Here is a 13,495-nt window from a genome sequence, read left to right as displayed (position 1 = left end):
AACATTGCCGTATGGGTTGACCAAGGATTGGTATTAGATCGTATGGGGTCGCTCGCCTATCGTCGAGGGGTATCGCAACGACGGAGCAGGGTGGATGCCTCGGGACTTCCTCATCATCGGTGGCGGCGTGGTCGGCATGGCGGTCGCCTACGGGCTGGCCCGCCGCGGCCGCCGGGTCACCGTGCTCGACGAGCACGACGGCTCGCTGCGCGCCTCTCGCGGTAACGCCGGCCTGGTGTGGGTGCAGGGCAAGGGGCTCGGCATGCCGCGCTACGCCGAGCTCTCGCTGCAGTCGAGCGAGGCCTGGCCAGCCTTCGCCGAGGAGCTCACCGCGCGCACCGGCGTCGAGCTCGAGTATGAGCGCCGCGGCGGCGTCGACCTGTGTTTTGATGCCGCGGAGGCCGAGGCGCGCCAGGAGGAGTACTGCGCGCTCTACGCCACCACCCCCGCACTCGCGGCCATGCGCTGGGCCTATCTCGACCGCGAGGCGCTGCGCGAGCACTTGCCGGGCCTCGGCGAGGCGGTGCACGGCGGCACCTTCTCGCCCTGGGACGGCCAGTGCAACCCGCTCTACCTGCTGCGTGCCCTCTACGCCGCCTGCCACTCGCTCGGGGTCGACTATCGCCCGGCCAGCCCGGTCGATGGGGTCGAGGCCACGGCCAGCGGCTTCACGGCGCACACGCCCAAGGGAGATGTCGCTGCACCGCGGGTGATCCTCGCCGCCGGCCTGGGGGCGCGCCGCCTGGCACCGCCGCTGGGGCTCTGTGGCGAGGTGCACCCGCTGCGCGGCCAGATACTCGTTACCGAACGGCTGCCTCAAAGCGGGCGATTGCCGAGCCCGCAGATCCGCCAGACCGCCAGCGGCGGCTACCTGATCGGCGACGTGCTGGAGAACGCCGGTTTCGACACCGGGGTGACCCTCGAGACGCTCCATCAGCTGGGCCGGCGGGCGGTAGCGGTCTACCCGGATCTTGCCAAGGCGCGGCTGGTGCGCAGCTGGGGGGCGCTCAGGGTGATGACGCCCGACGGCAGCCCGGTCTACGAGGCCTCCCGCACCTGTCCCGGCGCCTACAACCTGAGCTGTCACAGCGGCATCACCCTGGCCGCCTTCCATGCCGAGGAGCTGGCCGAGGCCATCGACAGTGACTGCCTGGCCAGCCTCTACGGCGACTTCTCGGGAGCACGTTTCGATGTTCAAGCGACTGGATAAGGCCGTCCCCGTCGGGGAGGTCACCATCTGGCTGGAGAATCAGCCACGGCGGGTGCCAGCCACGCTCAGCGCCGCCGCCGCGGTGCTGTGGCTCGACGGTAGCGCGGGCTATCGCGATCACGCCGCCGGCGGTCGCCGGGCGCCGCTGTGCATGATGGGCGTGTGCCACGAGTGCCTGATCACCGTCGATGGCGCGCCCAATCGCCAGGGCTGCCTGGTGCCGGTGGCCGAGGGCATGCGCCTCGAACGCCAGAGGAGGAGTCCATGAGCGACGCAAACCTTCGCCACGCCGAGGTGGCGATCATCGGCGCCGGCCCCGCCGGCATGGCGGCCGCCAGTCGGCTGGCCGAGGCCGGCCAGCGACCGGTGGTATTCGACCTGGCGCCGAGCCCCGGCGGCCAGATCTATCGTCAGCTCTCCGCCCCCCAGGTCGGGGAGGAGGTGATGGGTCGCGACTACCTGCGCGGACGAGCCCTGCTCGAGCGCTTCGAGAACGCCCGGCTCGACTACCGGCCGGGCAGCCGGGCGTGGTGGGCCCAGCGCGAAGGGCAGGGCACCACCCTCGGGGTGCTGGCGGGCGGGCGCAGCGAGCTCTGGCAGGCGAAGCGGCTGATCGTCGCCGGCGGCGCCATGGAGCGAGGCTGGCCATTTCCCGGCTGGCAGCTGCCCGGGGTGATGCAGGCCGGCGCTGGTCAGATCCTGCTCAAGCAGGGCGGCCTGGTGCCCGATGCGCCGCCGGTGCTGGTCGGCACCGGGCCGCTGCTCTACCTGCTGGCCTGGCAGTACCTGCGTGCCGGCTGCCCGCCGCGGTTGATCCTCGATGCCGCGCCGCGCTCGCGCTACGCCGAGTTGCTGCGCCGGCCCCGTGCCACCTGGCACGCCGGCCACTACCTGCTCAAGGGGCTTGGCATGCTGAGCGCGCTGCGCCGGGCCGGGGTGACGGTGAAGCACGGTCTCGAGGCGATCGAGGCCGAGGGCGGGGAGCGGCTCGAGGCGGTGCGCTATCGCCTGGGCGGGCGCTGGCAGCGCGTCGGAGCGTCGCTGCTGCTGACTCACTTCGGGGTGGTGCCGGAGCCCCAGCTGTGTCGCGGCCTGGGCCTGGCTCACGACTGGCACGACGGCCAGCAGGCCTTCGTGCCCCGGCGCGATGCCGGCTCCCTCGCCGCCGAGCCGGGCGTCTGGCTGGCGGGCGACGGCGCCGGGATCGGCGGGGCGCTCAACGCCGAGCGCGAGGGCCATCTCGCGGCCCTGGCGATCCTCGCGGCCGAGGACGAGGTGGTGGCGCACGAAGCCGCGCCGATCCATCGCGCCCGGCGTCGCGATATGCGCGCCCGCGCCTTGCTCGAGGCACTGTTCCGGGTGCCCGAAGGCTGGCTCGCCGCCCAGCCCGAGACGACCCTGGTGTGTCGCTGCGAGGGCGTCTCGCTGGGGGAGATCAACGCCGCCATGGCGCAGGGCGCCGCCGGTCCGGGCCAGCTCAAGGCGTTCACCCGCTGCGGCATGGGCCCCTGCCAGGGGCGGCTCTGCGGCGAGAGCGTTACCCGGCTGCTGGCCGGCCATCTGGGCACCACGCCCGAGGCGGTGGGCACCTACCAGGTTCGCCCGCCGCTGCAGTCGATCACCCTCGGGGAGCTCGCGGTCTCGTCAGTGCCGCCCGAGATCAGCCGGTCGTTGCGGTCCTGACCGGGACCGCTTCACCACACCACCCCTTCACCCACCAACAATCACAATTCGCCAAGCAAAAGAGGTGCCTTGCCATGCGTGTTTCTCTCTATTCCGGCCTGCTGATCGCCGCGGCCCTGTCCTCATCGCCCGCCGTGGCGGACGAGCGTCCGCTGCGCATTGGCGTGGACGTTCCCTACGTGCCGTACCAGTACCAGCTGCCCGACGGCACCATCACCGGCTTCGAGGTCGAGCTGATCGACGCCGTCTGCGCCGAGATGCAGCGCGAGTGCGAATGGGTCAAGCAGGGCTGGGACGGCATCATTCCCGGCCTGCTGGCGCGCAAGTACGACTTCATCGCCTCGGCGATGAACATCACCGAGGATCGCGCCCGCCAGGTGCTGTTCTCGGAGCCTTACTACCAGGTGCCCTCGGTGTGGGTCGGCCAGGCGGACCAGCAGGTCGACGTGGAGGGCGAACTCGCCGATGTCACCATCGGCGTGCAGCAGGGCACCATCCAGGACCGCTACGTCACCCAGTTCCACCCCGAGGCGGAGCTTCGGCGCTACAGCGATTCGGGCGGCGTCATCAACGACATGCGCTCCGGCCGCCTGGATCTGGTGTTCACGGCCTTCCCGCTGGCCCAGGAGGCGCTGCTCGATGACGACGCCTACGCGCGCCGGGGCTCGCTGATCACCGAGCCGGAGTCGATCTACGGCCCGGGCGTGGGCGCGGCCTTCCGCCAGCGCGACGCCGAGCTGGCCAAACGCTTCAACGCCGCCATGGCCGAGGTCAAGGCCAACGGCACCTTCGAGCGCCTGCAGGAGGAATACTTCGGCGAGTAAGCAAGACCTGACCGCCGGGGCTCGCCCCGGCGGTCTCCTTTCAGACGCCCTTGATCGGGCTGGCTCCTATTACCCGTTCTGCAACGTCCTCTCGCGACGCCTTCTTGCATCTCCTCCTCTGTTTCCCCAACGGAATATGTCCTCACTGCGAACGCTGTCGTCGCTTGCGGCTGACGGTGCCGCCCCCTCGGCGCTCGGATACCGGATCGGTCGCCATGGCCGACGTCACAACGGGGCTGTCTCTGATACCGTGGGCAGCGGGGTCGCTGTTGGTATGCCGTGCTCTGCTCTACCTTGGCCGGTGAGCTAGGGGCGGTCCGGCGCTGGCCCTCCCGTCCATAGCTGCTGCTCTCGTGTGCTGCAGCGTGTCTATGCATCCAGAAGTTGAGGGAGTGATGGTGATCAACGCCAATAATGATATCGAGCAGCCGCGGGCGGTCATCGCGCGCAAGGAAAGATGCCGAACACGGACCCGGGCCGGCATCCCCATGGCGCGCCGTGAGGAGGTCGTATGAAGTCACCTTCCAGCACCGGATTTGCGCTGCTTGGCGCGTTGCTGATCGCGATCAGCTACGGCCTCGCGCGTTTCGCCTTCGGTCTGTTCGTGCCCCCCATCCGCGAGGAACTGGGCCTCACGCCATCGGTGATCGGTATCATCGGCGCGCTGCCGCTGATCAGTTTCCTGCTGGCCACGCTGATCGCGCCGCTCGTCACCCACCTGCTGGGTGCCCGTAACGCGGCGGTGCTCTCCGGGGCGTTCGGCGTCGCCGGCCTGGCGATGATCAGCCAGGCGCCCGGTGCCCTGTTGCTCGGAGCAGGGGTGTTCGCCTGCGGCATCTGCACCGGCCTGATGATGCCGGCGCTCACGGCCGCCATGCAGGCATTGGTGAAACGCTCGCTGCACGGGCGCGTCAGCTCGGTCATGAACGCCGGTACCAGCATCGGCGTGATCGTGGCCGTCCCGACGGTGCTGTTCCTGGTCGGCGCCTGGCGTCTTGCATACATCTCCTTTGCCATCCTGGCGGGCGTCGGAGTGATGGCCGCCTGGCTCTTCCTGCCCTCGGTGTCGAGGATCACGCCGGCCAACGCCGCGCCGCCGCCGCCGATCCGCGAGCTGCCCTGGTCGCGTCTCGTCAGGCTCTCGCTGTTCGCCTTCGTGATGGGCTTCGTCTCCGCCGCCTACTGGATCTTCGCCCCCGACCTGGTGGTCACCCTCGGCGGCCTGCCATCCGGCGCCACCGGGTGGCTATGGCTGGCGGTGGGCATCGCCGGCCTGGGCGGTGCCGTGGTGGCCGACCTGGCCGATCGCAACAATCCGCCCATCACGCATTCCCTGATGCTGATGATGCTCTCCGCGAGCCTGGCCTTGCTCGCGGCCAGCCCCGGTCAAACCGTACTGGCGGCCTTTTCCGCGCTGGTCTTCGGTCTGGCCTACATGAGTCTGACGGGGCTCTACCTGATGACCGGCATCCGCCTGCTGCCGGGCCGGCTGGCGGTGGGGCCGGTATTGCCCTTCATGGCGGTCTCGCTGGGGCAGGCGACCGGCTCTCCCGTGGTCGGCTCGCTGGTAAACACCTTCGGCTACGCCAGTGCGTTTGCCATGTTCTCCTCGCTGGGCATCCTCTTTGCCATCCTCTCGCCCTTTTATCCTGGCTACATTGCCCAGGCCGAAGAGGAAGAGGCCGAGGAAGAGTCCGGTCTCCAGGCGGCTTACGATTACCAGCTGCAGGATGAGGAGGGCGAGCCATTCCATCCCGCGGCGGATATCGAGGAAGAAGCCGAGGAGGCCGAAGCCGTGGCAGCCGCCGAGGAAGACGCCAAGGCCGAGGAAGACACCAAGGCCGGGGAAGACGCCAAGGCCGAGGAAGACGCCAAGGCCGAGGAAGCGGCTAGAAGTAGCCAAAGCCGATGAACGGGTCAAGCCAGCCAATAAGGGCGATACCTGAGGGTTTCGGGCACCGGCATAGACCAGGAACATCTGGGCCGGTGCCTGATCTCTTTCTCGATATCGAGAGCCTGCGCGTCGTCGCTGGAGTAATGTTGGGCGAGAAGATAGCTAATCAGGTTGGAAGTGGGATGTTACAGCGATCCGTTTTCTAGGCGGCGTTAGACGATGCTTTCGATCGTTAATTCATGGGTTTTAAATATCTGTAATGCCTAGCCTTTCGGTCAGAGCTTTCTAGAGTCCTGCGGTTGCTTAAAGATGCGAGTTGTCATGTATATTGATATCGTCTTGTGACTTCTTTTTGCGCAACTTTTTGTAGTTTAGATATTTTTTTCCTCGCGTCTTTCACCATTTCCTCAAGCAGGCGATGCTCTTGCTGATTTTTTCTTAAGAGAATAAAGGATTGCACAGCATGCATGGCTTCGAAAGCCGTCACCCTTATAGCGTCGCTAGATATTATCTGTACCTCGTTAAAGATGCGGAGATACCGTTTATAGTCATCAGCCGCTGGCGAGCAACTATCGTAGAGATAGTTTTGAATAAGCTCTTGAGATAAGGATAAAAACTCTACATATTTTGATTTTTTCTCCTCCTGAAGCATGTGAAAATATTTTCGCTGCTCTTTTCGGTCTTCGTGACCCTGTTTTTTTACCAGTACAAAGTAACCAGAAAGTGCAGATATTGTTGCTCCGAAACCAATTTTAACAGCGGTGTCCGCGATACTAATCCAAGTCAAATCCATTCAGAGCTCCACAATCCGACAAAACATAACAGGCACTATATTACGCGCCGAATATAGCCCTGACCGCGCATGCAGAATTTTCGCCACGTCTGACTAGTGTCGAAACCTGCAGCGTCATCAACCAGCCGCAATCTCATCCTTGGCTCATATTAGCTTTTTCTACCATTACCAAAGATAAATTAACACCTTGCCTTGGTCGATAGCCGGGCTTGTCCCTGCTGCGCGGCTTGCCGTTTCGCGTTCGCCTTGGGCTGGCCCACCCCGAAAAGCCTTGTGCGGCGGGAATTTCGCGCCTTTCGCGTGGTTAGTCTCAATGGACGATGATGCCCCGCGCTCCCGTTTCGATAATCGAGCCACGAATCATCAACGGGAGTGCAGTCGATGGAAATTCGCGGGCTTGCCTACGTCGTGGCGCAGACCGACAACCTGGCCGAGTGGCAGGAGTATGCCGAGCAGGTGCTGGGCATGATGGTGGGGCCGGCGCCGGAAGGCGGCCTCTACGTGAAGATGGACGACCGCCCGTATCGGATGCTCGTCGTCGAGGGCAGCGAGCGGCGCTACGTCGCCTCCGGCTGGGAGCTGGCCAGCGAGGCCGCCTTCCAGGCGGCGCTCGAGCGCCTGGACGAGGTCGGCGTGGGCTACGAGCTGGGCGACGAGGCGCGCTGCCAGCAGCGCGGCTTCCAGGCGGTGGCGAGCTGCCAGGACCCCTCCGGCAATCGTCACGAGCTGGTGTGGGGCCATCGCTCCGATCTCACGCCCTTCGTCTCGCCCCAGGGCGTGCCGCGTTTTCTCACCGGCGACATGGGACTCGGTCACACCGTGCTGCCGGCGCCGCGCTTCGAGGAGACCAAGCGCTTCTGTCAGGACGTGCTGGGCTTCGAGCTTTCCGACATCTTCAACTTCCGGCCCGCGCCGGACGCCGAGCCGATCCGCATCCACTTCATGCACTGCCAGAACCGCCGCCATCACAGCCTCGCGCTGTGCGAGTTCGAGTCGCAGAGCGGCTGCGTGCACATCATGGTCGAGGTCGACTCGATCACCGAGGTGGGCCGCGCCTACGACCGCCAGCAGGAGCACGGCGTGCCGCTCTCGGCGACCCTCGGCGAGCACCTCAACGATCGCATGACCTCCTTCTACATGAAGACGCCCTCGGGCTTCGATCTGGAGTACGGCTGCGGCGGCCTGCAGGTCGACTGGGACGAACACAGCGCCTTCGAGTTCACCCGCGTGAGCCTCTGGGGCCACGACTTCTCGGTCGGTCAGCCATAAGGAGCGAAAGATGGACAAGTTGATGACGGCGGCCGACGTGGCCGGCCAACTGCGCGATGGCATGACCATCGGCTTCGGCGGCTGGGGCCCGCGGCGCAAGCCGATGGCCCTGGTGCGCGCCATCCTGCGAAGCGACGTCAAGGATCTCACCGTGGTCGCCTACGGCGGCCCCGAGGTGGGCATGCTGTGCGCCGCCGGCAAGGTGAAGAAGCTCGTCTACGGCTTCGCCACCCTCGATGCCATCCCGCTGGAGCCCTGGTACCGCAAGGCGCGCCAGGCGGGGGAGATCGAGATCATGGAGCTCGACGAGGGCATGTTCCAGTGGGGGCTGCGTGCCGCCGGCATGCGCCTGCCATTCCTGCCTACGCGCTGCGGCCTGGGTACCGACGTTATGACCCATCACCCGGAGCTCAAGACCGTGCGCTCGCCCTACGCCGACGGCGAGGAGCTGCTGGCGATGCCGGCGCTTAACCTCGACATGGCCTTCGTGCACGTCAACGAGGCCGACCGGCTGGGCAACAGCCTGATCACCGGCATCGATCCCTACTTCGATCATCTGGTGGCCCGCGCCGCTGAGCGCTGCTTCGTCTCCGCCGAGCGGGTGGTCGATCGCCTGGCGCTCGGCGCCGACGAGGCCCGCCACAACACCTTCGAGCGCTATCTGGTCGAGGGCGTGGTCAAGGCGCCGCTGGGCGCCCACCCGACCACCTGCGCCCCCGACTACGGCTGGGACATGGCGCATCTCAAGCGCTACGTGGCCAGCGCCAAGGAAGAGGGCGGCTGGCAGGAGTACATGGCGACCTACGTGGCCCCCGGCGAGGCGGCCTACCAGGCCGCCAACGGCGGCGCCGAGACCATGGCCAAGCTGCCGCTGCCGGTGTTCTGAGGAGACGCGAGATGACTGACACACAGGATTACAGCCTGGCCGAACTGATGATCGTCGCCGCCTCCGAGGCCTGGCGCGGCGACGGCGAGCTGATCGCCTCGGGCATCGGGGTGATTCCCCGCCTGGGCGCGGGGCTGGCCAAGCTCACTCACACGCCGGAACTGATGATGACCGACAGCGAGGCGCTGCTGGTCGAGGAACCGATCCCGCTGGGGCCGCGCGGCGACTACGAGCCGCAGTACTCAGGCTACCTGGGCTTCGAGCGCATGTTCGAGTGCGTGGCCGGCGGACGCCGCCACGCCATGATCGGGCCGACCCAGATTGACCGCTTCGGCCAGACCAACCTCTCCTGCATCGGCGACTACCACAAGCCCAAGGTTGCGATGCTCGGGGTGCGCGGACTGCCCGGCAACAGCATCAACCACATCAACTCCTTCCTGGTGCCCGTGCATAACCGCAAGGCGCTGGTGGAAGGCGAGGTGGACATGGTCTCCGGGGTCGGCTTCAACCCGGCGCGCTTCTCCGAGCACATGCGCCGCGACCTGATGGATATCCGCCGCATCGTCACCGATCTCTGCGTGCTGGACTTCGAGGGCGAGGAGCGCGCCGTGCGCGTACGCTCGCTGCACCCCGGGGTGAGCTTCGAGGAGGTCCAGGCCAATACCGGCTTCGCGCTGGTCAAGGCGCCGGAGATGGCCGAGACCCCGGCGCCCAGCGCCGAGCAGCTGGCGATCATCCGTCGCCTCGACCCCCACGACCTGCGCGCCAAGGCGCTCAAGGACAACCCGCCCGGCGTGCGTACCCAGCCGGTGGGCCAGCGCTGAGAAGAGGTGATCCCGATGTCCGATACCCGGCCCGATAGCCCCCACGCAAGCCCTGGCGAGCCCTCGTCCGAGTTCGTGACGCGTCCCGACGACGCCGTCTACGAGACCGAGGAGCCGGTGCGCTATGCCGTCGAGGACGGCATCGCCACCCTCACGCTCAACCGTCCAGAGTTCAACAACGCCCAGAACTCGCAGATGACCTACGCCCTGGATGACGCCTTCCGCCGCGCGGTGGACGACGACGCCGTCAAGGTGATCGTGCTGGCCGGGGCCGGCCGGCACTTCTCCGCCGGCCACGACATCGGCACCCCGGGGCGCGACGTCAACAAGCCCCAGTCTCGCCGGCAGCTGTGGTGGGACCACACCAACAAGCCCGGCGGCGAGTACCTCTATGCCCGCGAGCAGGAGGTCTACCTCAACATGTGCCGTCGCTGGCGCGAGATCCCCAAGCCGGTGATCGCCCAGGTGCAGGGCGCCTGCGTGGCCGGCGGGCTGATGCTGGCCTGGATCTGCGACCTGATCGTGGCAAGCACAGACGCCTTCTTCCAGGACCCCGTGGTGCGCATGGGCATTCCCGGCGTGGAGTACTTCGCCCACCCCTTCGAGATGAATGCGCGCATCGCCAAGGAGTTCCTGTTCCTCGGCGAGCGCATGAGCGCCGAACGCGCCCGTGAGGTCGGCATGATCAATCGCGTGGTGGCCCGCGAGGCGCTGGCCGACGAGGTGCGCGACATCGCCGCGCGCATCGCCCGCCAGCCGCGCATGGGCCTGGCGCTGACCAAGCAGGTGATCAATCACGTCGAGGACCTGCAGGGCAAGCGCACCGGCATGGAGGCGGCCTTCGCCTGGCACCACTTCGCCCACGTGCACAACGAGCAGATCTCCGGCGACCTGCTGGGCGGCTATGACGCCAAGGGCATGGCCCGCGAGAACAAGGCCGACGCCCAGGCCCGGGGAGGGCGCTCATGAACGAAGCGCCGCTGCTGAATACCGCGCTGACCGAGCGGCTGGGCTGTCGCTACCCGATCGTGCAGACCGCCATGGGCTGGGTGGCCGACGCCAAGCTGGTCGCCGCCACCACCCAGGGCGGCGGCTTCGGTTTCCTGGCCGGGGCGACCATCGAACCCGAGCGGCTCGAGGCCGAGATTCAGAAGGTGATCGAGCTCACCGGCGGCAGCCGCTTCGGCCTCAACTTCCACATGTTCCAGGAGAACGCCCAGGAGTGCGTGGAGCTCGCCATCCGCTATCGCCTCAAGGCGGTGAGCTATGGCCGCGGCCCGGACCAGGCGACCATCGCGCGGCTCAAGGCCGCCGGGGTGCTGTGCATTCCCACGGTGGGCGCGCTCAAGCACGCCCTCAAGGCGGAGCAGCTGGGCGCGGACATGATCACCATCCAGGGCGGGGAGGGCGGCGGCCACACCGGCAGCGTGCCCACCACCATCCTGCTGCCCCAGGTGCTCGACGCGGTGAAGATCCCGGTGATCGCCGCCGGGGGCTACTCCACCGGGCGCGGCCTGGCTGCGGCTCTGGCCGCCGGGGCCGCCGGCATCGCCATGGGCACGCGTTTTCTCATGACCACCGATGCCCCGACCCCGGCTAGCACCCTGGAGCGCTACCTGGCGGTCAAGGACGCGGGCCAGGTTCGGGTGACCACCGCGGTGGACGGCATGCGCCACCGCATGATCGACAACGCCTACATCACCCGCCTCGAGCGGGCCGGGCCGCTGCGCCGGCTGATCATCGCGCTGAAGAGCGCCCGCCAGTGGCAGGCCGAGACCGGCATGAGCCACGGCCACATGCTGCGCACCTTCTGGCGTGGCCTGCGCGAGGATCCGGCCGCTGTCTCCCAGGTGGTTATGGCTGCCAACCAGCCGGTGCTGCTGCGCCGTTCCATGGTCGAGGGCCTGGCCGATCAGGGCATCCTGCCGAGCGGCCAGGTGGCGGCGGCCATCGAACACCTGGAGAGTGCCCCGGAACTGATCGCGGGCATCGTCGAGGAGGCCCGGCGCTGCTTCGACGCCCTGCTGGGCCGGCTCGAGCCGGGCACTGGCAACAGCTACGGCAACAACCACGACAACAACCATGGCAATAACAACGGCAACGACCGCGCCTCGGCCACCGCTACCGCTGTTGCCGTCGACGCCGATTCCGCCCCCCAGCCGCCACGGGAGACCACCCGATGAGTCATGCCTTCACCACGCGCCTCGAGGCGCATATCGCTGAGCTGGTGATCGACAAACCGCCGGTCAACGCCCTGGACAGCGCCGAGTGGCAGGCGCTGGCCGACGAGCTCGACCGCCTGGGCGGCGACCCCGAGGTGCGCGTGATCATCGTGCGCGCCGAGGGCCGCGGCTTCTGTGCCGGGGTCGACATCAAGGAGCTCGATCGCCACCCGGAGCGCATCGTCGCGGTCAACGCCGGCAACTACGCCACCTTCCGTGCCATCCACAGAAGCCCGGTGCCGGTGATTGTTGCCGTGCACGGCTACGTGCTGGGCGGCGGCATCGGCATCACCGGCGCCGCCGACATCGTGGTGGCCAGCGAGTGCGCGAGCTTTGCCCTGCCCGAGGTGGATCGCGGCGCCATGGGCGGCGGCGCCCACCTGCAGCGGCTCTTCCCGGTGCAGAAGGTGCGCTACCTGTTCTTCACCGGCGAGGCCATCGGCGCCCGCGAGGCCGAGCGCTACGGCTTCATCGAGCGGGTGGTGGACAAGCCCGACCTCGCCGCCACCGCCTTCGAGATCGCCGTGAAGATCGCCGCCAAGAGCCCGTCGATGATCCGCATTGCCAAAGAGGCCCTGAACGGCATCGAGGACGGCAACCTCGAGGACAAGTACCGCTGGGAGCAGGGCTTCACGCTGCAGGCCTACACCAGCCCCGACTCCGCCGAAACCCGCCGTGCCTTCGTCGAGAAGCGCGGCGCGACCTTCTGAGGACGCTTATGGACCTGACCTATACCCCCCAACAGCGCGAGTTTCGCCGCGAGGTCCGTGCCTGGCTGGCGGAGCACGCCCCCCGAGAGCCGCTTGACAGCTGCGACACCCGGGAGGGCTTCGAGCAGCACCGCGAGTGGGAGCGCAAGCTGTACGACAATCGCCTGTCGATGGTGATGTGGCCCGAGGCCTACGGTGGGCGCGGCTGCGACCTGATCGACTGGCTGATCTTCGAGGAGGAGTACTACGCGGCCGGCGCGCCGATGCGCGTCAACCAGAACGGCCAGCTGCTGCTCGGCTCGACCCTGCTGGACTTCGGCACCGAGGCCCAGAAGCAGCGCTTCCTGCCGCGCATGGCCGCCAGCGTCGACATGTGGGCCCAGGGCTGGTCGGAGCCCAACGCCGGCTCCGACATGGCGGCGATCACCAGCAAAGCGACCCGCGACGGCGATCACTACGTGATCAACGGCCAGAAGACCTGGTCGACCCGGGCGCTGTTCGCCGACTGGGTGTTCGGGCTGTTCAGGAGCGACCCCGAGTCGAGTCGCCACCACGGCCTGAGCTACCTGATGGTGCCGCTGGATGCCCCCGGGGTCACCATCCGCCCGATCAAGGCGCTCAACGGCCAGCCGGCCTTCGCCGAGCTGTTCTTCGACGACGTGCGGGTGCCGGTGGACAACCGCATCGGCGAAGAGCACCAGGGCTGGCGGGTGGCCATGGCCACCGCGGGCTTCGAGCGCGGCCTGCTGCTGCGCTCGCCGGCGCGCTTCCAGGCCGCGGCGAAGCGGCTGGTCGAGCTCTACCACGCGCATCGCGAGCAGGCGGAACGCGACCCGGCGATCCGCGACGCGGTCTGCGAGGCCTGGTCCGGCGCCGAGGCCTATGCGCTGGCCGCCTACCACACGGTGGGCCGGCTCGGGCGCGGCGAGCGCATCGGCGCCGAGGCCAGCATCAACAAGGTGGTGTGGTCGGAGCTCGACCTGCGCCTGCACGAGACCGCCATGCGCATCCTCGGGGCCCGGGCCGAGCTGTGCCCCGAGGCGCCGGCGCTGGGTGACGACGGCGGCTGGCTCGAGGGCTTCCTGTTCGCCCAGGCCGGGCCGATCTACGCCGGCGCCAATGAGATCCAGCGCAACATCATCGCCGAGCGCATGCTCGGCCTGCCGAAGAGCTGAGGGCA

General features: G+C 67.7%; 13 protein-coding genes. 12 read left to right on the top strand and 1 reads right to left on the bottom strand.

Going from position 1 to position 13,495, the window contains the following annotated elements:
- The first annotated feature begins 94 nt into the window (after positions 1-94).
- The 5 genes from ABE957_RS10560 (at position 95) to ABE957_RS10540 (ending at position 5,629) form a co-directional block, all read left to right on the top strand.
- Entirely contained in the window at positions 95-1,210 is a 1,116-nt protein-coding gene (locus tag ABE957_RS10560; RefSeq protein WP_349758646.1) for an NAD(P)/FAD-dependent oxidoreductase, read from the top strand.
- Positions 1,191-1,478: a (2Fe-2S)-binding protein gene (locus ABE957_RS10555; protein ID WP_349758645.1), complete on the top strand. Its 288-nt coding sequence runs from the start codon at positions 1,191-1,193 to the stop codon at positions 1,476-1,478. Before ABE957_RS10560 ends, ABE957_RS10555 begins: the two co-directional genes overlap by 20 nt.
- Positions 1,475-2,893 carry an FAD-dependent oxidoreductase gene (locus tag ABE957_RS10550; protein ID WP_349758644.1) on the top strand — a complete coding sequence of 473 codons (1,419 nt, stop codon included), beginning with the start codon at positions 1,475-1,477 and terminating at the stop codon, positions 2,891-2,893. Before ABE957_RS10555 ends, ABE957_RS10550 begins: the two co-directional genes overlap by 4 nt.
- 74 nt (positions 2,894-2,967) lie before the next feature.
- Positions 2,968-3,717, top strand: coding sequence for a transporter substrate-binding domain-containing protein (locus tag ABE957_RS10545; RefSeq protein ID WP_349758643.1), 750 nt, complete (start codon positions 2,968-2,970; stop codon positions 3,715-3,717).
- Between the two features lie 511 nt (positions 3,718-4,228).
- Positions 4,229-5,629 carry an MFS transporter gene (locus ABE957_RS10540; RefSeq protein WP_349758642.1) on the top strand — a complete coding sequence of 467 codons (1,401 nt, stop codon included), beginning with the start codon at positions 4,229-4,231 and terminating at the stop codon, positions 5,627-5,629.
- Positions 5,630-5,930: 301 nt separating this feature from the next.
- Here ABE957_RS10540 and ABE957_RS10535 read toward each other — a convergent pair whose 3' ends face one another.
- Positions 5,931-6,404 carry a hypothetical protein gene (locus ABE957_RS10535; RefSeq protein WP_349758641.1) on the bottom strand — a complete coding sequence of 158 codons (474 nt, stop codon included), beginning with the start codon at positions 6,402-6,404 and terminating at the stop codon, positions 5,931-5,933.
- A gap of 381 nt (positions 6,405-6,785) precedes the next feature.
- On the opposite strand from ABE957_RS10535, the gene ABE957_RS10530 reads away from it, so the two are divergent.
- The 7 genes from ABE957_RS10530 to ABE957_RS10500 are packed head-to-tail and all read left to right on the top strand — an operon-like array spanning position 6,786 to position 13,490.
- Positions 6,786-7,673, top strand: a complete 888-nt coding sequence (locus ABE957_RS10530; RefSeq protein WP_349758640.1) for a VOC family protein — start codon at positions 6,786-6,788, stop codon at positions 7,671-7,673.
- Between the two features lie 10 nt (positions 7,674-7,683).
- A complete protein-coding gene (locus tag ABE957_RS10525) occupies positions 7,684-8,559 on the top strand; it encodes a CoA transferase subunit A (protein WP_349758639.1) in 876 nt (291 codons plus the stop codon).
- Between the two features lie 11 nt (positions 8,560-8,570).
- On the top strand, positions 8,571-9,383 hold the full coding sequence (locus ABE957_RS10520) for a CoA-transferase subunit beta (protein WP_349758638.1): 813 nt from the start codon (positions 8,571-8,573) through the stop codon (positions 9,381-9,383).
- Between the two features lie 15 nt (positions 9,384-9,398).
- On the top strand, positions 9,399-10,352 hold the full coding sequence (locus ABE957_RS10515; RefSeq protein ID WP_349758637.1) for an enoyl-CoA hydratase: 954 nt from the start codon (positions 9,399-9,401) through the stop codon (positions 10,350-10,352).
- The gene (locus tag ABE957_RS10510; protein WP_349758636.1) at positions 10,349-11,566 is read left to right on the top strand and encodes an NAD(P)H-dependent flavin oxidoreductase; all 1,218 of its coding nucleotides are present in this window, start codon (positions 10,349-10,351) and stop codon (positions 11,564-11,566) included. Before ABE957_RS10515 ends, ABE957_RS10510 begins: the two co-directional genes overlap by 4 nt.
- Positions 11,563-12,315 (top strand): enoyl-CoA hydratase family protein, encoded by a 753-nt coding sequence (locus ABE957_RS10505; protein WP_349758635.1) that lies wholly within the window; start codon positions 11,563-11,565, stop codon positions 12,313-12,315. The genes ABE957_RS10510 and ABE957_RS10505 overlap by 4 nt, the downstream gene beginning before the upstream one ends.
- Positions 12,316-12,323: 8 nt before the next feature.
- Complete coding sequence (locus ABE957_RS10500; RefSeq protein ID WP_349758634.1) at positions 12,324-13,490, top strand: acyl-CoA dehydrogenase family protein; 1,167 nt, start codon at positions 12,324-12,326, stop codon at positions 13,488-13,490.
- Positions 13,491-13,495 lie beyond the last annotated feature (5 nt).

The sequence above is a fragment of the Halomonas pelophila genome (genome assembly GCF_040196315.1).
Lineage (GTDB): Bacteria > Pseudomonadota > Gammaproteobacteria > Pseudomonadales > Halomonadaceae > Halomonas > Halomonas pelophila.
The sequence above is the reverse complement of the archived record's forward strand: the minus strand, read 5'-3'. Positions and strand labels throughout refer to the sequence as shown.